The following is a 21,035-nucleotide window of genomic DNA, read 5'->3' as shown; positions in this document are numbered from 1 at the left end:
GAAACTTAATAAATAATAAACTCTATAATGGAATAAATATACACACAAAGAAGTATCTTGGGGATGAGAAAAATAATAAAGAATTTAATAATTATACTGTCTTTTTTAGTTATAACTAATCCTGTATTTGCACAAAAGATAGAGAAATTAACCGTTTTTCCTGTCGATGTGCCAGTACAGGGAACTAGTATTACTTTATATCCAAATATATTGCAGTTAATTTCAAGCGATATAGTTAATGCTTTAAGTAAATCGCCTTATTTAAATGTAATTGATCTTAATTCTTCCGAAAATATAATTAAATCTTCTGGATTACAGAAGAAATATCAAAAGCTCCTTTATGATTATAAAACTACATATAATATTGATAATGACTCTTGTTCATTAATAGCTAAGAAAATGGGAGCAAGCAAGATTCTTTTTGTTTCCGGTGGGTTCGATTTACAAAGTCAGATAATGGATAGAAGCTTATTATATAAGCTTGATATACCAACTGGAAAGCCATTAGTGCCACATTACAGACTTAATGTAACACTTACTCTTTTCGATCCTCAAACTGGCATTATAGTATGGGAAGAAACTTATAATAAAAACTTTAGAACTGCTGATTTTTCACTTCCATCTCAGTATTTTACTGAAAATGTCGTATCTGTAGAGAAAATTAAAAGATTTTCTTATGAACTTTCAGACAAAGTTGCACTTAAAATGGCTAATATATTTGGTGTCTCTGAGTATACTGAAGTTAACAGCAACATAATTTCAACAAAAAATAATATTAATAGCAATATACAACCCACGGATGGACAAATGACCAAGGAAGGTCATCCTTTACCTGACAATGATTACCCTTTAAACAAAAGAATGGATAACTACAAAAATTGGGTTAAAGAAAAATTACTTGATGAATAGTCAATAACTTAAATAAAAACGTATTAAGGGCCAATTGATAATTGACCCTTAATACGTTTAATCATCATTTTTATTTGCAAATACCTTATTTATAACGCTATATTCTTGATAATAATTGACAGGATCACCAATTGCCGTTTTAAATACATGCTCAACCTGAATAAATGCTCTTACAACTTCAGGATCAAACTGTGAACCTGCACAACGTTTTATTTCTTCAGCTGCGACTTCATGGGGCAATCCCTGTCTGTAAGAACGATTAGAGGTCATAGCATCATAAGTATCAGCTATTGCAATAATTCTTGCAGGAAGAGGTATTTCTTTCTCTTTTATGTTCTTAGGATAACCACGTCCATCCCATCTTTCATGGTGACAACTTAACCAAAAAGAGACATTATTAAGCTTCTTTATTCCGTTTAATATCTTTTTACCACGTTCTGGATGCAATTTGATGATATTATATTCTTCATCAGTTAATTTTCCAGGCTTACAAAGAATGCTTTCAGGAACGCCAATTTTACCAATATCGTGCAAAAGTCCTGTCATCTCTATTTCTTCCATAAGAATCTCATCAAGCCCCATTGCTTTTGCGAGAATTAAAGAAAACAAGGTTACTCTATGAGAATGCCCGTGAGTATAGGTGTCTTTTGCGTCCAAAGCACTAGAAACTGATTTAATGGTAGTAAAGAATAACTCTTTAAGATCCTGTAAAAGAGCATTTTTACTTAGAGTTAATTCATAAGCATTAATACCGTTTCTAATAATCATCTGAATTTCATCTGTATCAAACGGTTTTGATATGTATTGGAATAACTCACATTTATTAACACCATCTATCATAGCGTCAATGTCAGTGTAACCGGTTAAAAGCATTTTTATAATATGAGGATACTTATCGGTGGTTTTAGAAAGGAATTCAGTACCTGTCATACTAGGCATGCGTTGGTCACTTACTATTAAAGATATATCGTTACCAATTTTTTCAACTATTTCCAATGCTTCCTGCCCATTGGAAGCGGTTATAATATTGTAATCTCGTCTTAAAGTTCTTTTTAAAAGTTGCAAATTATCAATTTCATCATCTACTATAAGCACGGTATGCTTAATTTGTTCTTTGGCTATAGTAGAAATGATATGTTGAAACTTCTCAAGGTATGAATTATCAAGTATTTTCTGGATTTGGCTCATTGTGTATCTTTTACCTATTCTCTCTTAATAATTTCTGTTATATTGAAGATATCGGCATACAATAAAAATAACTTTAGGTTATGTTAAGAAATTTGAAATTCTTTTTTAAATTTAACCTTAAAGAACATATTTTTTATCAACAGAATAGAGGAGTTTGTTATGTGGAGCCAGATTTATGAACCAAATAGAACTGTAATCGGCAAGTTTTCTCATAATGATGACTTGATTGAAGTGTTAAACAAGTTTTGCGATGAAAATAATATAAAAGTTGGCTGGATATCCATAATTGGAGCCGTAAGAGAAGCTAAATTGGGATATTACGAGCAAGAAAAGCAGGAATATTCATATATAGAACCAAAAGGGCCTAATGGAGAAAAAACTTTTGAAATAGCTAATGCCACAGGTAATATTTCAATCAAAGAAGGAAAACCATTTGTACATCTTCATATTACTGTTACAGATAAAGACGGGAGAGCTTATGGCGGCCATGTAATGCCTGGAACTATAGTTTTTGCCGGGGAATTTCTGATACAAGCATTTAATGGCCAAGATCTGATAAGAGTTAAAGATGACAAAACAGGCCTACCTCTTTGGCAGTCCTGATTTAAAATAATAAAACTAAAAAATCTTGCAAGCTAATCCTTGCAAGATTTTAAATTTAAAGACAATTTATAATTTAATCTATATTCTTTCTATTACAGTTTTAATCAATTTAGTAAAATTTTGTTTTGTTTTTCTGGATGTTTCAATAACTTCATCATGATTTAAAGGTTGATCTAATATACCTGCTGCCATATTGGTTATACAGGATATTCCTAGAACTTTTAATCCCATATGATTTGCTGCAATTACCTCTGGTACAGTTGACATGCCAACAGCATCAGCGCCAAGAGTTCTTAGCATTCTAATTTCAGCAGGTGTCTCGTATGTAGGACCTGTTACAGCAATATATACTCCCTTTTGTGTAGGTGTATTTAAATCTTTTGCCGTATTTTCTGTAAGTTTAACCAGTTCTTTGTCATAAGCATAAGTTAAATCAACAAATCGTGGCCCCAGTTCATTTAAATTTTTTCCAATAAGAGGGTTATTTCCCATTAAATTGATATGATCTACGATTATCATCAAATCTCCCGGATTAAAGTTTTTATTAATCCCACCGGCAGCATTTGTCAATATTAACGTACTAATACCAAGAGCCTTCATTACTCTGACTGGATATATTACCTCACTGATAGAATATCCCTCATAAAAATGAAGTCTTCCTTGCATTGCTATTACTGTTTTAGTGTTTAATTTCCCTATTACCAGATTGCCTGAATGGCCTGTTACAGTTGAAGCCCTAAAACCAGGAATTTCCGAATAAGGGATTTTTATTCCTTCTATTTCATCTGCAATATCACCTAACCCTGATCCTAATACTAATCCTATATTAGGAATTGCATTTAATTCTGACAATTTAGATTTTATAAAGTTTACTGATTCTTGCATTTTGACTTACCTTAAATCTTTGATATAACTAGTTTAACATACAATCAAAATATAAGGTAGCCTTGTCAAATTTGTAATATCAGAAAGAATTTCAGTCATTATCTTGTTAAAAACAGTTTTTGCTCTTACTTTACAGTTAATATTAATGTTTATAATGGCAAATAGGCAGAATAAACAAGACTGGACCACTCTATATAGTAATTAATTTGTGTTGCAGATGCAGTTGGGATATAAACTCTTTCCTGACTTTCAGGTGGAATGCATATTGCTGCACTTATTGCAGATTGAATTATACAAGGATAGGTAACTATAACTATTCTTTTCTGAAAATTCTTTTTCACAAGCTGATTTATAATATTTTTGACTCTAATATTTAAGTTAATGGTAGATTCTCCACCTTCCTGAGAAAAATTGCAAGGATTTTTCTTGTACTGTTCAAACAATTCAGGATATTTTCCCTCAATCTGCTTCAAGGTCAATCCACCCCAAATACCTGCTCTTCTTTCATACAGGGTATCTAAAATTTCAAAATCATTTTTTGTATTTTTGGAAATAATTCTAGCTGATTGGATCGCTCTAGATGCAGGGCTTGTATATATTGTATCGATTTTTTGATCAGAGTTTCTTAGCCAATTGGCTAATTTATATATTTCTTTTTGACCTTTTTCATTAATTGGCGGATAATCTTCTACTTCATATAGCCTATTCTGGTCTGTATATATTGTAGAACCATGACTTATAAATATGATTTTGCATTTTCTATCAAACATATATTTCCTCAGATTTTATGCCATTTATTTCATTAATTACCATTGAAATAAGTAATTTAAAAGAATTTTTTGATAGCTAATCTAACTAAAATAATAGTATGATATTTCATAAAAGTTAAGTTTAATTATAAAATATATTATCTTCAAAAAATTTTTATTTTAAATAAAAATGCTAAACCTATGTTAGTATATTAAGTAAAATCGGATGATTTCCTTAAATATTGCATATCTTGTCTGAAATTGAGATTTCGTGGATAATAAAAATAGTATAAAAATTTAAAATGGGTTGTATTAAGTTATTTAATACTTTAAAAATTGAGTTAAATACGCACAAAACCTAGTGAAAGAGATAAAATAAAGTGGTTTTTGTTAATTACGCTGATCATAAAGTAAATTGTAAAATTGTTTATTGTGGTACTGGAGAAAGTGGAAAAACCACAAATTTAACATACATATATAATAAGCTTGATTCTGCAATCAGAAGTGAAATGACAAGCCTGGAAGGATTAAATGAAAGAACATTATTCTTTGATTTTCTCTCCATCAATCTGGGTGAAGTAAAAGGGTTTTCTACCAGTTTTAGCTTATATACCGCTCCTGGTCAAAAACAGTATAATGCTGCTAGGAGACTTATATTAAACGGTGTTGACGGTATCATTTTTGTTGCTGATTCAAGACTGGAAAAAAGAGAAGAAAATATAGAGAGTTTAAATGATCTAATTGAAAATTTAAAAGATTATGGTTTATCTTTTGATACAATTCCTATAGTTTTCCAATATAATAAAAGAGATGAGAAAAACATATTAAGTTTGGAGCATTTGGAAAAAGACTTGAATAAAGGCGGACATCCTAGTTTTGAAGCTATAGCAAAAGACGGCAGCGGTGTTTTTGCATCTTTAAAGTCTGTTAGTAATCTTATATTAACTAGTTTGCAATAGTTATTAAGATGAATTATGAGCAATATTTTAAAATATAAAAATGAAGAACAGGATAATAAATCAAATATTTTAAGCTTAAATACGCAAAATAAGCTGATAATTTTTGGTTCGCTGTTAAGCTCTTTACTAATTATTATAACTGCCTGGGTAATTATCGATAACACCCAGAAAACAATCCTTAGCAGTTATAATAATTTTGGCTTAATGTTGGCTAAAACGCTTGCAGTCAATGGAGTGGATTTGATTTCAGGTAAGGCTGAGTACTATAACAGGCTTAAATTAAACACTAACCTTGTTGTTAAGAATAATAGTGATATTGCTTATATTATTTTCAGAGATTCTGAGAGTAATATCATATATTCTACGAGGAATAATGAATATAATTCAGATGATGATAAGTTTACCAATGTAATTGAGGTCAGCCAGCCTATTGTTGCAGATGTTAATAACTCGAAACAGGTTATTGGATCGGTTCAGCTTGGATTAACCGGTAATACAATGAATATTGTCGGTAAGGCCACTAGGAATTTGATGGTTGTAATATTTACAGTAGCCTGGATTTTATCTATTGCTGCTGTTTTAATCAATACATTGCTTATTACAAGACAAATCAAATTACTTGTTGATGGAGTAAGAAGAGTTTCAACAGGAGAATTTGGTTATAAAATTGCATCTAAAGACTTATGGGGCGAAATTAAACAGCTTTTTGACGCTTTTAATGATATGTCAGCAAGGTTGAGGCAATATGAAGAGAAAAATATCGATCAATTAACTTATGAGAGAAATAAGCTTGAAGCAGTTCTTATGAGTATTGCAAACGGTGTTGTTGTTTGCGATAACTACGATAAAATTGTCCTTGTCAACAATTCCGCATTAAAAATGCTGGATGCAAAAATACGTGAACTACTAAACAGCAGAATTATCGATTATTATGATTCTAATGGTGAAGCATGTTTTCAGTGTGACATAAATAAATTCAAAGATACCCCGCTGGAAGAAATTGAATCAGGACCATTTATCTTCCAGGCTAATATTAATAGTGCTGTTGTTGAAGTAATAATATCTCCAATATTTGATTCTCACCATGATTATCTTGGTTACATAATAATCCTGCACGATATAACCAAAGAAGCAGAAATCAATAGAATGAAAAACAGCTTCATATCAAATGTAAGTCATGAACTTAGAACCCCAGTTACAGTATTGAGAAGCTATATTGATACTTTGCATAATTACAATAATGAATTTGATGAAAAAACAAAGCAAGAATTTTTAGCAATAATGAATCAGGAAGCAGATAGGCTAAATAAGACAGTAAATGATATTTTAGATTTCTCTCGTCTTGAAGCTCCTAATATAGTTTTAGAAAAAACCCTATCTGAAATAGGCCCAATAATAGAACTTACTCTAAAATCAATGCAAGTACTTACGGAAGAAAAGAAATTATCATTCTCGCTTATTATTGAGCCCAATTTGCCAAAAGCTATGATTAATCCGGAAAGCATTGAAAGAGTGCTCAAAAATCTCTTATCTAATGCTATTAAATATTCTTTTAATGGCGGCAGAATTAGAGTTAGAGCAGAAATTGATCGTACCGGTAATTATTTACAGATATCTGTTGAAGATAATGGCATTGGTGTTCCAGAAGAACATCTTGGTAAAATATTTGACAGGTTCTATAGGGTAGAAACAAAAGCTCACACTATAAAAGGTACTGGTTTAGGCCTTCATCTTGTCAAAATAGCAATTGAAAAACATCATAACGGACAAGTATACGTTGAAAGTAAGGTCAATGAGGGTAGTATTTTTGGCTTTAGGCTTCCTCTTCAGGACCAGGAATCAAAAGTTTAGCTTTAACTCTTTTACATATGGCTAAAGCTCAATATAGTGTAAAAAGTACCCTTATTAAACCTTAAAAATCAGGAGTATATCCTGAAGTATAAGTGTAAAATTGACAATTTATACGCTATTTGTCAATAAATTACTCTTAAGAGTAATAAGGTTTAATTCTCATGACTAATATCCATTTCTCCTTGAAACGGTATTATCTTAATGGACAAGTGAGGAAATGAACCAAAATTAAAGTTTGAGAGTTAGGAAATTTTATCTTTCTATTTTTTATTTTTAAACAAAACAATTAAAGAGACTATTTTTAAGCTAGACAATAGTTAAGCATGCTAAAAAGCTTAATTCTGCCTCATGATCTCTTCTTCCCTGTTGTAAACGGGGTTTTTTATTGCAAATTTTTCATTACTTAGCCTAAATTGCAACCTCCTTTCAAATTATGTAAAGGAGGCTATTTATTTTCACAATTATTTAACGTAATACTATATAAATATTATGTTATTATCTAAAGAAGATCGATTCATAAGGGGATAGAAATGGAAATAAAAGTTAAACAAGCTTCTTTAACAGATATAAGTTGTGATGTTCTTGTGGTAAACCTTTTTGAAAACACCAAAATTCCCGGAGGAGCAACAGGTGCTATCAATGAAGCACTTGATAATATGATTTCTTCTTATGTAATAGAAAAAGAAGGTTTTAAAGGCAAATTAAATGAGCTATACATTATCCCTACATATGGAAAGATTCCTGCTGATAAAGTTCTCTTAATTGGCCTTGGAAAGTCTGAAGATTTTAGTCTGAATAAAATAAGAGAAGTAGCTTCAACAGCTATCAGGAAAATAAAATCATTAAAAGCCAGGCATGTATGCACAATACTTCATGGAGCCGGGATTGCTGGATTAAATCCATTCGATTGCGCTCAGATGATAACTGAAGGAACAATTTTAGGATCATATAAATTTTCCAAGTATAAGTCTAAAAAGGAAGAAACTGAAGAAAATCCAGAAATAGAAAAATTTGAGATTGTTGAATTAGAGACCTCAAAAATTAACGATATTGAAAAAGGTATTGAAAAAGGGCAGATTATTGCAAATGCTACTAACTTTGCAAGAGATATGATTAATGAACCTCCAGCAATAGTAACACCAACTAAGCTTGCAGAAATTGCTCAATCTATTGAAGGTATTGAATGCACTATAATAGAAAAAGAAGAAGCAGAAAAACTTGGTATGGGAGCATTTATTGCTGTTGCAAGAGGTAGCGCACAGCCACCTAAGTTTATACATATGATATATAGACCTAAAGAACAGACTAAAAAGAAAATAGCTATTATCGGAAAAGGCGTAACTTTTGATAGTGGAGGTTTGGATATTAAACCTGCTTCCAGTATGGTTCATATGAAAGATGATATGTCAGGTGCTGCTGCTGTAATTGCAGTAATGAGTATTTTACCAAAATTAAATCCACAAGTTGAAGTTCATGGACTTGTTGCTGCTTGTGAAAATATGCCGGGTGGGCATGCTTATAAGCCTGACGATATCTTAAAAGCTATGAATGGCAAGACTATTGAAGTGGATAATACTGATGCTGAAGGAAGGCTAACTTTAGCTGATGCAATTTGTTATGCAGTTAATTTAAAAGTTGATCAAATAATTGATATAGCCACACTGACAGGAGCATGCCTGGTGGCTTTAGGTAGGATGGCATCAGGTATTATGGGAAATAATCAGGATTTAATTAATAATCTTATAAAGTCAGCTGATATAGGTGGGGAAAGGTTATGGCAGTTACCTTTATATGATGAATATAAAGAAACATTAAAGAGTCCTATTGCTGATTTTAAGAATTCAGGTTCCAGAGAAGCCGGTGCTTCAACTGCAGGAATTTTCTTAAAAGAGTTTGTTGATGATATACCATGGACACATATTGATATTGCAGGTCCTGCAATGCTTGATAAGGAAATAAAAGAGTTATCTAAAGGTCCATCAGGTGCAGGAGTAAGAACCCTAATTAATTACTTGTTAAATGTTTAGGTGATACAAATCACCTAACTTAAGTCACCAACTGTGGTTTTTGAAATGGATAGACTTAATTTAAAACTATAAGTTTACGTTGTAGCGTTACTAATGTTTAAACTAAAGGATATAAACTTTGGATCATAAACTTATTCTTAATAAATTACGTTCATTTATGAAGGAAGAAAGCCTTGATTTCTTCATAGTTAGTGCTACTGATGAATATTTATCTGAATATATAAAATTAAGCGAAAATTCAAGATATGCTATTACAGGCTTTTCAGGCTCCACTGGTGATGCAATAGTTACTTTAAAAGATGTTTTTCTATTTGTAGATGGTAGATATCACCTTCAAGCTGAAAATGAAACAGATAAAAGTCTGGTTACAGTTGTAAAAGTTGGAATGGACACATCTCCATCTGTAGCTTTAATTGAAAGAATAGCCGAATTATCAAATAAAAGTCAGAAAATAGGCTTCGTTAGTACAAAAATTAGCTATAATAATTTTAAAAAACTAGCTGAAATTTTTAAAATAAAAAGTCTTAAACATCAAGAATATGAATATGACCCAATTTTAAAACTAGCAAATATTGAAAGTGAAGATTATATAGGCTTAATTAGATATATTCCAACAAACCTATCAGGTCTTACAGCACAGGAAAAATTCAGTTTAATAAGAGATAAATTTGATAATATTGGCATTGACATATTTATTTTAGATAAATTGGAAGAAATAGCTTATATTTCTAATTTACGAGGAGATGAAATCCCTTATAGTTCAACTTTTAAAGCAAGAGCTATTTTATATAAAGATAAAATCATTATTTTTAGTGATTTAGATAAAATTCAGACAGATATTAGGCATAAATTTGGTAAGAATTTTGAATTTAAAGAAATAAATTCTTTTCTAACTTGCCTAAAAGACTTAATAAAAGGAGAGGATTCTCTAACTATAGGTTTTAACCCTCAAGTAATAAACTTATTTATATATAGACAGTTTGAAAACACAAAAAATAAACTGATTGAGTTAGATACTAGCCCAATAACAGAAATGATGATTATAAAGAATCAGGCTGAACTTGAACATATGCAAGATTGTTTCAGAAAAACAGATATCGTTGTGAATAGAGCAATAACCTGGCTCAACCAAAACCTCGAGAAAGGCTTTAAAATATCAGAAAAAGACTATGCAGATAAGGTTAAAGCTTTATTTGTCGAAGAAGGAGCTTATGGGCTTAGTTTTGAAGTTATAGCAGCAAGCGGTAAAAATACAGCTATAACTCATTATACTAACCCTGATCCTGAGAAATTTATAAGAATTGGAGAACTAGTACTACTCGATTGTGGCGCATATTTCGAAGGCGGTTATGCTACCGATATGACTAGAACTTTTTTAGCTGGAGGAGCAAAGGCTGAGGCTTCTAATGAAGCAAAAAATATTTATACAAAAGTATTAAAAGCAGTTATTAATGGTTTAAACCATAATGTGAACGAAGAAACGACAGGTTTTGATATTGATAAAACAGTTAGGAAAATAGTAACAAAAAATACAGATGAATCATTTAAATTTGCTCACGGTACCGGGCATGGGGTAGGAATTGCAGTCCACGAATCCCCTCCACGTCTAGGCCCCTCAGATGCATCTAAAACAAAGCTTTATCCAAATATGTGTTTTACCATAGAGCCAGGATTATACAGTGATAAATGGGGCGGAGTAAGGCTTGAAAATACCGTAACTATCATTCAAACAGAATCGGGCAGAAAAATTAAAACTCTAACCAGATCTAAATTTGATGAAAATTTAATTGATTATGATATGTTAAATGAACAAGAAATTGTGTGGCTAAAAGAATATCAAAAAAGAGCGATGGGTTAAAATGCAAGAAATCACCAGTGTTCAAAATCCAATAATCAAGGAAGTTTATTCTCTCCATCAAAAAAAGAGGAGAAATGAACTAGGACTATTCTTGATAGAAGGATATAAAGGAGTTAGTGAAGCTTTAAGTTCGAAGTTACAGCTAAAAGATATCTTCATAAGCAGTGATTTTAATAAACCATTAACAGGTTTTCCAGAAGATAAAATTTACAGAGTAAATGAGCAAATTCTAAAAAAAATCTCAACTACAGAAAGTCCCCCTGAAATCATAGCCACGGCTTATCAGTTAAAATTCTCAATAGAAGATCTTTTCAAGACTGATAATCCACTAATTTTATTACTAGAAAACATAAAAGATCCGGGAAATCTTGGAACAATAATTAGAACGGCTAAAGCCAGTGATGCTTCAGGAATTATTCTTACAGACGAAACTGTTGATATTTACAACCCTAAAACAGTAAGATCAAGCGCAGCTAATCTGTGGAAAATACCAATAATTTATATGAGCACAAAATCCCAAATAAAAGATAAACTAAATAAACTTAAGTCTAGTAATTTTGTAGCAACTGTAGTTGCTGAAAATAAAAAGCCTATTTCCTATTATGAAGTGGACTATAAAAAACCGACTATTTTAATGTTTGGTTCAGAAGCAGAGGGTCTTTCAGAGGAATTAGTAAATCAAGCTGATGAATTAATAACCATTCCTATGAATAAACAGGTAGAATCTCTAAATTTAAGCGTTTCAGTTGGAGTTGTATTGTATGAGGCAATGCGTCAAAGAAGATTTAAACAATAAAAGCATACACTCGGGTTTTATTAATAAAAACTCTAAACCTGTAATAAATAATAAAAATGAATTAAAAATTGGAATTATTTATTCTGCTGTTGCTTTATTATTTGCATTTACTTTAGGACTTCTTCTTTCCGGTTATTTAATTAAAGCTCTTCAATTACAAGTACCATTTACAATAAAGTTTATTCATTTTGCACCTGATGAGATACTTGTATCGTCATTAAAAATAGCAATTTTCTTTGGATTATATTTATCTTTTCCTTTTATTGCCTACCAATTTGCAAAATTTAAATTCCAAAATAAAAGTGAAAACAGGAAACTTTTTTTAATCCTAGTTAGTAGTGGTTTTTTATTGCTTACTTTTGGAATTTTATTCGCTTATTACGCTTTAATTCCCTTAATATTATTCTTTTTATTAGGGTTTAACTCAGATCTTGCAGTTACAAGTCTTAGTATTTCAAAATATGTATCTTTTTGTCTAAATACAATTCTTATTAGCTGTATAGCATTTGAGCTCCCAGTATTTCTTATGTTATTAATAAAAACAGACTTTATAAAGTCTAAAAAACTAACTACATCCTGGAAAAAAGTAATTATCGGATCTTTTATTGCTTCTGTTTTCCTTACTTCGTCAGAACTGTTTACTCAAATATTTTTAACAGGTGTCATTTTGTTTTTCTATGGGTTGGGAATTGCAACAACCAAAATTATTGAGAAATAATCTTTAGTTATTCAGTGTTATAAAGGAGTTTATATGGAAAAAATAACTGTAAAAACACAGAGAAAGAATGATTTAATTGATATTACATCAGAAATTAAAGGTATAGTTGAAGCATTAAATATCCAGAATGGAATCTGTGTTATATTTTGCCCCCATACTACAGCCGGAATTACTATAAACGAGGCTTTTGATCCTGCTGTAAAAGGAGATTTATTATTCAGTCTTAACAAAATGTCTCCTGATTATAAAGAATTCAGGCATACAGAAGGAAACTCCGATGCTCACGCAAAATCAAGTATAGTAGGATGTTCACTTAATTTAATTATCAATAAGGGTAAATTAATGCTAGGACAATGGCAAGGAATATACTTTGCAGAATTCGACGGCCCAAGAACAAGAGAAGTCTTAATACAAACTATTTCAAAGTAATTTAGGCTTTATTCTTTAAAATAAAATTTGAAGGATGCACGGTATGTACTTCAGTAGTATTAGGTTGGGTCAAACTTTTGCCCAACCTAATACTATACTTAATATCTTTTATAAATTAGCAATTTTTTTTATTGATATGTTTTTAAGTATATGAAATTATAAAAAGTTGTGAAAGAAGTTAAGAAATGGACACAAAAGCAATTTTAGGTATTGTTGGTGGTGTAGCAGGTACAGTTGGACTATCTTATGCAAAAGGCAAAGCTAAAGGATTTCAAGAAGGAGTAAAATTAGCTGTTGATACTTACGAAAATAATTTTAGTACTTTCGAATCTAAAGATTTCATATCTCGTCCATCGCTCACATTTGCGTGCTTAAAAAGCTTAAAAGAGCTGAGTGACAAGGGTTTCAATATAACTACTAGTTTAAAAATATAATTTAAATGATCTCTGTAGCGATTTCAAAATAAATTATTGGGGATTATTCCTGACTTTGGTGCAAGTTGCGCAAAGTTTTGTTATTGAACCTGCATTCATACACAAATAAACCACCTGCAAAGGGAATCTTCTTATAAACCTTGCAATCTTTTTCTAATTGTTCTTCCAGAGGCTTATCTAATTCAACTTCAACTGCAAAAAATGCTTTATCATATATTTCTCTAATATTAAAATAGCGCATATCAGGATCTCTCAGGCTCCTAATCATTAAACTTTTTTTATCTTTATTAAATTTATCAAAATAATAGCTGTAAGTTGGCGGGAATTTGTTTACTAAAATAATTGAGTTATCAGCAAGATTGCTAATTATGTAATTGCTTGCACTTCTCCAGTTTTGTTTGTATAAATCATAGTAAAATTTATATCCATTACCATTTATAGGTGATAAAAACGCTATAATTCCAAGCAAAGAAATAATAAAAATATAAATATTTCCTTTAATCTCTTTAAATCCTTGATTTAAAGAGATTAAAATCGCAATCAATAAATAAATAGAAGGGAGTAATATTATCAAATATCTTGGAATTAAAATAGGAGTGTGCACAGATATCAGGAAGAATATTAAAATAGGGAAAAATGATAAATACGATAAGCTTAATGTAGCAGAATCAAGCTTTAACCATTTTTTATAATCTAAAAAGATCTTTGAAAATGATTTTAAGTTAATAAGAAAAGGTATAAATATCAGTCCGATTAAATACTTATTAAAGACAAAGTTCAAAAACTCCATGAAAAATACTATTCCCTGATTGGCAATCCAGAAATTTCCCCCTGTTTTATCTTTAATATAGATAAAATGGTATAGAAACCAAGGCATAAAGAAGAAAGCAATTATAAAACTAAGCAAAAACACTTTTTTAAAGTTATTTTTAAACAATAATGCGGTAAAAATCAGATATATCAATTGAAAAAAGATGAGTGCAACGCCAAAATAGTGCAGATATGATATAATTATACTCATAATGCCATATATTGCAAGCTTACCTACTTGTAATTCAGATTCTCTTATTTTCCCTAATATATCGAGCCACAGTAAAGTTAAAATGGTTGAAAACAACAATAAAATGCTATAAGATCTCGCCTCTTGAGAATAATAAACAGCTGAGCCTGATAAAGCAATTAATATTGTTGCAGAAGTTGCTATATATTTATTAAAGAGCTTTTTAACTCCAAAATACATAAGGAATATAGTTATTATTCCAGCTATAGCACTAGGCAATCTAAATAATATTTCTGAATTACCGAACATTTTAACCCAATAATATGTGAATATGTGGTATAAAGGCGGGTGTACGTCAAGCATTAAACAATAACCAATTATACTTGCAATCTTTGGATATGAAGCAACGGCAGCTGTTCCCAGTTCGTCAAACCAGAAACTCTGAATATCAAGCCCATAAATCCTAAACCATATGCCAAACAATATTGCTGTTACAAGATAAACTTTATACGAATTATCACTCAATAAAAATTTTTTTATATTCATCTTATTAAAATTTTAACTAATAAATCTATCTAAAACTCTTTTAAATCGCTAATTTATATTTTCTTCATACTACCATGGAATAAACCAGTTTAACAAAATCCTGCTTAAATTACCCTTCATAAGCCCATTTTGATATAATTATATTGGTAAAACTTATTTTTTATGGAACTATGAAAACTAATATCTCACTAAAAGACTCACTATCTCTATTACCTGAAGCTCCTGGTGTTTATTTAATGTACAACCAGGAAGATGAGATTATTTATATCGGGAAGGCTAAAAGCCTTAAAAAAAGGGTGAAAAGTTATTTTGCAAAAAACCATGATTCTCCGAAATTAGTAGTCATGGTTCCTCAAATTGTCAGATTTGAGTTCATCATTACTGATTCTGAAATTGAAGCCCTTATTCTGGAATCACACATGATAAAAAAGCACAAACCCAAATATAACGTACTTCTAAAAGATGATAAGAAGTTCCCTTGGTTTGTAATTACCGGTGATGAATATCCAAGGATAATAATTGCAAGAAAAGTTGAAGATAAAAACAAAAAAGATAAATATTTTGGACCATATACCAACTCAAGAGCGATGTATTCAACTCTTGAGTTGATAAAAAAGCTTTTTCCCCTAAGACAATGTAAAAATCCAAGGTTTAAAGATCGACCCTGCATGTATTACCAGATAGGAAAATGTCTTGGCCCCTGTCAAATATTAACAACTGCTGAAGAATACAAGAAAGTTGTTAAGCAAGTTGAACTATTCTTATCTGGCAAACAAGTTGAACTTCTCGCAGAATTAAAAAGCCAGATGGAAGCTTTTTCAGTAAAACAAGAATTCGAGAAGGCTGCCAAATATAGAGATAGTTATTTTGATGTAATGAAAGTTGTTGAAAAACAAAAAGTTGTAACTGATAATACTAGCGTTAATCAGGATATTATTGGATATGATCATGATAATTTAAGAATGAGTCTTGTGCTTCTTAAAGTAAGAGACGGAAGACTTATAGGAAAAGAAGATTTTGACATCAAATTAGATCAAATACACTCACCGAAAGAAGCAATAATAGCTTTTATTCAAGAATATTACCAGATGATTGAAAAAAATGATATTCCAAAAGAAATATTGATCCAGGAAGATCAGGAAGAAGAGAATAGAAGCCTGCTTTCTGAGTGGCTTAGCACTAAAAAAGAGAATAAAGTGAATATTATTACACCTAAATTACAAACAAAGCATGAACTTGTTGAGATGGCTATAAAAAATGCCGCATCACACCTTGAAAATCTCAAATTGTCAGAAATGAGCAAAGTTCAGAATGATTGGAATGAAATAGGGTCTTATATTCAGGAAAAATTAAATTTGCCAAAATTTCCTTATAGAATCGAGTGTTTTGATATATCTCATATTCAGGGAACCAATACAGTTGCCAGTATGGTTGTTTTCATAAATGGTAAAAGCTTCAAATCAGAATATAGGAGATTTAGAATACGATCAACCCATGAAGGCAAGCCCGATGACTATGCTGCAATGAGAGAAGTCATAAAAAGACGTTATGCCAAGCTGCTTAAAGATAATATTGATTTACCGGAACTCATTATTGTGGACGGCGGAAAAGGACAACTTTCAGCAGCAAGAGAATCCCTGGAAGAATTAGGCTTAACAGATCAGCCTATAGTATCTTTAGCTAAAAAGTTTGAAGAAATATATCTTCCCGATGAACCAAAACCTGTTATTTTCCCGAGTAACTCGCAGGCTTTATTCGTATTTCAAAAAATCAGAGACGAAGCCCACAGGTTTGCAATAGCCTATCACAGAAAGTTAAGAGAAAATCAGGCCATAAAATCAATACTAGATGAGATTCCACAACTAAGCCTCACTAAAAAAAAGTTCCTATTAGACCATTTCGGTGATGTTAAAAATATCATGACCGTAACAGAATCTGAAATTGCGAGAGTTATAGGAAAAGCTCTCGCCCGTAAAGTCTATAAGCATTTACATGCAGCTAAATTAAATTAAAAAAACAGCATTATGAGGCTGTTTTATGGGAAAAGGTCAGAATCTAACTTATAGTCATCGCAAGGTGCTTCGCACTGTCATTGGTTAACAACCCTTACAGTAATACGCACTGTCATCGCGAGGTTTCTTTTAGAAACCGTGGCGATCTTTCCAACTTGGCTTATTACCTATAATTGTTATTTGGAAAGATTGCTTCGTCACTACGTTTCTCGCAATGACAAAAATTGATTAATGTTGTACATTTTTATTTCCTGAATATGTTCTTATCCACCTCAGAATGACAGGTTTACCTTTATCAGTCACTTATTTACCATTACCATTTTATGATTTTATTGAAATTACTTATCAAAAATTCTACTGAAAAAACCTTTTTATCTATATTATTTAGTCCTTAAATCAGTTAAGGCAAACTTGATAATATTTTTTAGATGATCTTCTACGTTAGATGCTGCTGACTTACAAGGTGTTTTGGGCGTTATAACCTCTATTGCTTCAGGGATAGCCTGAATTTTTACAGGTGTTTTGTCTATTATATCTCCGTCAGCCTGAACTAATATGTTAGGCCGACATTTGATTTCAACCTCTTTAACCTGATAGTGCTTGATTTTGCTTGATTTTTTGTCAAATTGTTTTGTGATTATTTGCCATAGAATGGGTAAATAATCACTGGTACGCTTTGGTGATATTACTATTACATCTAATAAACCATCTGAGAGTGAAGCTTGAGGTGCAATAGAAAACTTATTTCCAATTATATTTCCACTATTTGCGATCATAACTGTTAATGCTCGTACTTTAATTACTTTTTTATTATCAAGCTTTATCTTAAAAGAAGAGTATTTAGGTCTGATGGATTGCAATATGCCCTCAAAAAAGTAAGCTAACAGGCCATATTTTTTCTTTTTTTCACGGGATGTTTCATTAATAATTTTTGCATCAAAACCACAACCTGCCATAAAGGCAAAATATCTACCGTTTATTTTGCCTATATCAATTTTTTGGGTATGATTTTCAAGTATTATATCCATTGTCCTTGTTATATTTGCTGTTGGGATTCCAAGATTAGCTGCAAGCAGATTCCCTGTTCCGTAAGGTATAATCCCTAGTTTTGCCTTCGAATTTATCATGCCAGCGATGACTTCTATTGCTGTTCCATCGCCTCCTGCAGCTATAATAATGTCAAATTCTTTTTTTACGGCTTCTTTAGCTAAATCAACAGCATGAAGCGATTGCTTGGTCTCCCAAATCTCAAACTCAAATCCTGAGAATCGCTTCAACAATTCTTGCTTTAATAAATTGGTATCTTTATTTCCTGAAGTTGGGTTTATAATGGTTACTATTTTCATAATTATCCAAGACATTATTTAATCTAATAAAATATAACACTTTTTGAAAGCTCCTTAATCTAGACATCTAAATATATTTCAGTTTTATTTTATGTAAAATTTTGAAAAGAAAATTATTTAATCGGGTAAATTTTTATGATTAAATTACTTTAATTATATATGGGCTCTTAAAAAAGGTGGTTTATGATTGATAAGATAAAAGGTGTTTTCCCTCAATTCGCTTCAGTTTCAAATCCTCAACAGGTTCAAAAGGTTGGGTTTAAGCCTGCTGGTGAGGATTATCTGTCTAAAGCATCTGCGTCTTTAACACAGAAATATAATTCTCAGCCGGTAGACTATACTGCATTTAATGGAGCCAGAGAAAAGTTTTTAAATGGCCGTAGTTTATTGCAAGAAGGAGCTCTAGGTAACGAAGGTGCAGTTAATGGCACAGGCGGAGCAAAATTAAACTTCTTTGCTTAATTAATAATTTATAAATAAAAAAGATGTACTTTAAAGTACATCTTTTTTATTTTGATTGATTTAACTTTGCATAGCTTTCTCTATCCTTGAAATAAAGCTTTTTACGAGTTGTTCTTCCTGTAAACTGTTTGAATATTTAAGATATGTATTCAGAGTTTTAATTGAATCATTATATTTGCCTGCTTCTGCGTATGCTATACCTAATTCACGATAGGCTTCCTTAAAATTAGGATTTATTGTTAGAGTCATATTATAGTTTTCAATTGATTGCTGATAATCTTTGCTGTCTTGATAAGCTTTTGCAAGATTGAAATAGAATAGTGCAGCATTATTTTTATCTTTTTTTAGGTATTCAATAGCTTTTAAGTGAATATTTTGAGCTTTAAGATTTGCTTCTAAGGTTTTTTCCTGCTCGATTTGGCTTTTAAGATTGGTTATTTTAGACTGTAAATCCAGATAACTTTCGTGTAATGTCATATTATCGTTAATAAGTTGTGTATTTTTTTGTGAATAAGCAAGAAAGTTATCTTTTGTCTTGTTTAATTCATTAGTTAGATTGACTAATTGTAGAGATAAATCATTAATTTTTTGTTTATGGTTCATTGTAAGAGTTTTAAGCTCATTAATTTCATCATCTTTAGTGCTTAAAATCGCAACTTTATTGTTATTTATTTGCGATAAACTTTGAATTTTCTGCTCATAAGTTGCTATAAGAGTTTTAAGTTTATCTATTTCATTATCTTTAGTGTTCAAAGTTGTAATTACCTCATATTTATTTGGCTGAGATAATTCTTTTATTTGCTGTTCTTTTTGATCTAAAGAGTTTTTAAGCTGGTAATTTGTCTCCTGCAATTTTTCTATTTCATTTTGAGCAGACAAAAGTTGATATTTCATGTCTGAAATAATCTCTTTAAATTCATTTTGGGTATTTATGTTATTGGCTTGTGCTAAATGTTGCTCCGTAGACGGTCTTTGAAATTCAATATTTATTAAATCAGAATTTTTTTGAGGCATGCCAAAAGCCTGAAAATTCATTGTTAACAGAACAAGCAGTGTACCTGACAGGTACTTAGCAGTTGTCATCCAATTTCCTCCCCTAAAAATAAATAGTTTTTGCTACTAACTTGAATAATCAAATATGTTATTTTGAAAGATTGTATTATAATGTTAAAAACCTTACATATATTGTATTAATTGAATAATAAGAAAAATCTGCTTGATTTTTAATTACCCGACTTTCGTAATACCGGTTAAATATTGTTTTTTAAAGGATACAGGTTTGCAATGCAGCGTATAATACCACTTGAATTAGTCGGAAATGATAAGCTGGATTTTGATTTATATGATGAAAATGGTGAGGTCATATATCAAAGTGGAGATAAGTTTACACCTGATTTTTTAATGATGCTGAATTATAAAAAGGTGTATAGGAGAAGCGAACCTGTTTCTCTGGATTTTGAAAATAATCAGCCAGAAAAATCCCAGGGAATTAATGAATGTAAATCTGTTATTTCTGATACAGCAACGGACTTTCTTATTAAAAGTACTAAAAAAGTTCTCAGGGCTATTTATGATAATGAGCAACCTGATATTGATATTTGTGAGGCTGCAAGAAATACAATTGTAGAAGAAGTTGGCAGTAAAATAGAGCAGATCGAGTGTATAAGTCAGCTTAGAATATTTGATGAGTACACTTTTTCTCATACAGTTAATGTTTCTTCAATGAGTACAGCACTTGGAATTATTCTTGGATTTAATGAAGAAGATATTAAAGATTTAGCGCTTGGTGCACTTTTACATGATATTGGTAAAATGGAGATTCCAAAGAATATTTTAAATAAACCCGGAAAACTTGATCCGGATGAATTTAATTTTATGAGAAATCATTCAATACTTGGATACCAATATATTAAGAATAAAATGGGTTTTTCTGACAAAATCTCTCAAGTAGCTCTTGAACATCAGGAAAGATATGGTGGTGGGGGATATCCTAATGGGTTAAAAGGCAAGGAAATCTCATTATTTGCTCAAGTCACTGCCATTGCTGATGTATATGATGCACTTGTGTCAAACAGGGTTTATAAAAGAGCTATTGCATCTTCAAGTGCATTAAAGCTTATGTTATCTGAAGGCAGCAGTTCTTTTAATCCGTATATGCTTTATAAATTTATATATCTGGCAAATTATAAAGACACTGTTAATTTAGTTGTGGATGATAAAGACAAAGTTTAAAGTAAATTAATAGAATCTGCTTGAGAATTTA

19 protein-coding genes are annotated in these 21,035 nt (G+C 30.9%); 13 read left to right on the top strand and 6 right to left on the bottom strand.

All coding sequences use genetic code 11. The features are described 5' to 3' along the window. The first annotated feature begins 63 nt into the window (after positions 1-63). Positions 64-909 (top strand): hypothetical protein, encoded by an 846-nt coding sequence (locus A2255_03640; protein OGI21268.1) that lies wholly within the window; start codon positions 64-66, stop codon positions 907-909. Between the two features lie 57 nt (positions 910-966). On the opposite strand, the gene A2255_03635 is transcribed toward A2255_03640, so the two are convergent. Then, positions 967-2,097: a hypothetical protein gene (locus tag A2255_03635; GenBank protein ID OGI21267.1), complete on the bottom strand. Its 1,131-nt coding sequence runs from the start codon at positions 2,095-2,097 to the stop codon at positions 967-969. A gap of 159 nt (positions 2,098-2,256) precedes the next feature. Here A2255_03635 and A2255_03630 point away from each other — a divergent pair, with 159 nt between their 5' ends. Beyond that, complete coding sequence (locus A2255_03630; protein ID OGI21266.1) at positions 2,257-2,700, top strand: hypothetical protein; 444 nt, start codon at positions 2,257-2,259, stop codon at positions 2,698-2,700. 78 nt (positions 2,701-2,778) lie between these two features. On the opposite strand, the gene A2255_03625 is transcribed toward A2255_03630, so the two are convergent. Together A2255_03625 and A2255_03620 are read right to left on the bottom strand one after the other, a co-directional pair. Further along, positions 2,779-3,585, bottom strand: coding sequence for a purine-nucleoside phosphorylase (locus A2255_03625; protein OGI21265.1), 807 nt, complete (start codon positions 3,583-3,585; stop codon positions 2,779-2,781). 149 nt (positions 3,586-3,734) lie between these two features. After that, positions 3,735-4,355, bottom strand: a complete 621-nt coding sequence (locus tag A2255_03620) for a hypothetical protein (GenBank protein OGI21264.1) — start codon at positions 4,353-4,355, stop codon at positions 3,735-3,737. Positions 4,356-4,714: 359 nt separating this feature from the next. Here A2255_03620 and A2255_03615 point away from each other — a divergent pair, with 359 nt between their 5' ends. The 8 genes from A2255_03615 (at position 4,715) to A2255_03580 (ending at position 13,406) form a co-directional block, all read left to right on the top strand. Beyond that, positions 4,715-5,293: a gliding-motility protein MglA gene (locus tag A2255_03615; protein OGI21263.1), complete on the top strand. Its 579-nt coding sequence runs from the start codon at positions 4,715-4,717 to the stop codon at positions 5,291-5,293. Positions 5,294-5,308: 15 nt separating this feature from the next. Beyond that, on the top strand, positions 5,309-7,144 hold the full coding sequence (locus A2255_03610; GenBank protein ID OGI21262.1) for a hypothetical protein: 1,836 nt from the start codon (positions 5,309-5,311) through the stop codon (positions 7,142-7,144). Positions 7,145-7,674: 530 nt separating this feature from the next. Beyond that, complete coding sequence (locus A2255_03605) at positions 7,675-9,171, top strand: leucyl aminopeptidase (GenBank protein ID OGI21261.1); 1,497 nt, start codon at positions 7,675-7,677, stop codon at positions 9,169-9,171. Positions 9,172-9,289: 118 nt separating this feature from the next. Continuing rightward, positions 9,290-11,029, top strand: a complete 1,740-nt coding sequence (locus A2255_03600; GenBank protein OGI21260.1) for a hypothetical protein — start codon at positions 9,290-9,292, stop codon at positions 11,027-11,029. 34 nt (positions 11,030-11,063) lie between these two features. Continuing rightward, positions 11,064-11,825, top strand: coding sequence for a hypothetical protein (locus tag A2255_03595; GenBank protein OGI21269.1), 762 nt, complete (start codon positions 11,064-11,066; stop codon positions 11,823-11,825). Continuing rightward, on the top strand, positions 11,791-12,543 hold the full coding sequence (locus A2255_03590) for a hypothetical protein (GenBank protein OGI21259.1): 753 nt from the start codon (positions 11,791-11,793) through the stop codon (positions 12,541-12,543). The genes A2255_03595 and A2255_03590 overlap by 35 nt, the downstream gene beginning before the upstream one ends. Before the next feature lie 33 nt (positions 12,544-12,576). Continuing rightward, positions 12,577-12,972 carry a hypothetical protein gene (locus A2255_03585; protein ID OGI21258.1) on the top strand — a complete coding sequence of 132 codons (396 nt, stop codon included), beginning with the start codon at positions 12,577-12,579 and terminating at the stop codon, positions 12,970-12,972. A gap of 185 nt (positions 12,973-13,157) precedes the next feature. Further along, positions 13,158-13,406, top strand: coding sequence for a hypothetical protein (locus A2255_03580; GenBank protein OGI21257.1), 249 nt, complete (start codon positions 13,158-13,160; stop codon positions 13,404-13,406). Between the two features lie 43 nt (positions 13,407-13,449). On the opposite strand, the gene A2255_03575 is transcribed toward A2255_03580, so the two are convergent. Beyond that, the gene (locus A2255_03575) at positions 13,450-14,952 is read right to left on the bottom strand and encodes a hypothetical protein (GenBank protein OGI21256.1); all 1,503 of its coding nucleotides are present in this window, start codon (positions 14,950-14,952) and stop codon (positions 13,450-13,452) included. 170 nt (positions 14,953-15,122) lie between these two features. On the opposite strand from A2255_03575, the gene A2255_03570 reads away from it, so the two are divergent. Continuing rightward, positions 15,123-16,964, top strand: a complete 1,842-nt coding sequence (locus A2255_03570; GenBank protein OGI21255.1) for an excinuclease ABC subunit C — start codon at positions 15,123-15,125, stop codon at positions 16,962-16,964. Between the two features lie 380 nt (positions 16,965-17,344). On the opposite strand, the gene A2255_03565 is transcribed toward A2255_03570, so the two are convergent. Next, complete coding sequence (locus A2255_03565) at positions 17,345-18,310, bottom strand: hypothetical protein (GenBank protein OGI21254.1); 966 nt, start codon at positions 18,308-18,310, stop codon at positions 17,345-17,347. 183 nt (positions 18,311-18,493) lie between these two features. Between A2255_03565 and A2255_03560 the strand changes: the two genes are divergently transcribed. Beyond that, positions 18,494-18,772: a hypothetical protein gene (locus A2255_03560; protein ID OGI21253.1), complete on the top strand. Its 279-nt coding sequence runs from the start codon at positions 18,494-18,496 to the stop codon at positions 18,770-18,772. 60 nt (positions 18,773-18,832) lie between these two features. On the opposite strand, the gene A2255_03555 is transcribed toward A2255_03560, so the two are convergent. Beyond that, the gene (locus A2255_03555) at positions 18,833-19,855 is read right to left on the bottom strand and encodes a hypothetical protein (GenBank protein OGI21252.1); all 1,023 of its coding nucleotides are present in this window, start codon (positions 19,853-19,855) and stop codon (positions 18,833-18,835) included. A gap of 201 nt (positions 19,856-20,056) precedes the next feature. Here A2255_03555 and A2255_03550 point away from each other — a divergent pair, with 201 nt between their 5' ends. Continuing rightward, positions 20,057-21,004, top strand: coding sequence for a hypothetical protein (locus A2255_03550; protein ID OGI21251.1), 948 nt, complete (start codon positions 20,057-20,059; stop codon positions 21,002-21,004). Positions 21,005-21,035: the final 31 nt, after the last annotated feature.

The organism is Candidatus Melainabacteria bacterium RIFOXYA2_FULL_32_9 (assembly GCA_001784615.1).
GTDB lineage: Bacteria > Cyanobacteriota > Vampirovibrionia > Gastranaerophilales > UBA9579 > UBA9579.
The sequence above is the reverse complement of the archived record's forward strand: the minus strand, read 5'-3'. Positions and strand labels throughout refer to the sequence as shown.

Coding starts and splice junctions, on each gene's coding strand:
- A2255_03565 (OGI21254.1), bottom strand. CDS start 18,310: ATGAAAATAGTAACCATTATAAACCCAACTTCAGGAAATAAAGATACC.
- A2255_03610 (OGI21262.1), top strand. CDS start 5,309: ATGAGCAATATTTTAAAATATAAAAATGAAGAACAGGATAATAAATCA.
- A2255_03590 (OGI21259.1), top strand. CDS start 11,791: ATGAGGCAATGCGTCAAAGAAGATTTAAACAATAAAAGCATACACTCG.
- A2255_03550 (OGI21251.1), top strand. CDS start 20,057: ATGCAGCGTATAATACCACTTGAATTAGTCGGAAATGATAAGCTGGAT.
- A2255_03560 (OGI21253.1), top strand. CDS start 18,494: ATGATTGATAAGATAAAAGGTGTTTTCCCTCAATTCGCTTCAGTTTCA.
- A2255_03580 (OGI21257.1), top strand. CDS start 13,158: ATGGACACAAAAGCAATTTTAGGTATTGTTGGTGGTGTAGCAGGTACA.
- A2255_03640 (OGI21268.1), top strand. CDS start 64: ATGAGAAAAATAATAAAGAATTTAATAATTATACTGTCTTTTTTAGTT.
- A2255_03585 (OGI21258.1), top strand. CDS start 12,577: ATGGAAAAAATAACTGTAAAAACACAGAGAAAGAATGATTTAATTGAT.
- A2255_03630 (OGI21266.1), top strand. CDS start 2,257: ATGTGGAGCCAGATTTATGAACCAAATAGAACTGTAATCGGCAAGTTT.
- A2255_03625 (OGI21265.1), bottom strand. CDS start 3,585: ATGCAAGAATCAGTAAACTTTATAAAATCTAAATTGTCAGAATTAAAT.
- A2255_03620 (OGI21264.1), bottom strand. CDS start 4,355: ATGTTTGATAGAAAATGCAAAATCATATTTATAAGTCATGGTTCTACA.
- A2255_03575 (OGI21256.1), bottom strand. CDS start 14,952: ATGAATATAAAAAAATTTTTATTGAGTGATAATTCGTATAAAGTTTAT.
- A2255_03605 (OGI21261.1), top strand. CDS start 7,675: ATGGAAATAAAAGTTAAACAAGCTTCTTTAACAGATATAAGTTGTGAT.
- A2255_03555 (OGI21252.1), bottom strand. CDS start 19,855: ATGACAACTGCTAAGTACCTGTCAGGTACACTGCTTGTTCTGTTAACA.
- A2255_03570 (OGI21255.1), top strand. CDS start 15,123: ATGAAAACTAATATCTCACTAAAAGACTCACTATCTCTATTACCTGAA.
- A2255_03635 (OGI21267.1), bottom strand. CDS start 2,097: ATGAGCCAAATCCAGAAAATACTTGATAATTCATACCTTGAGAAGTTT.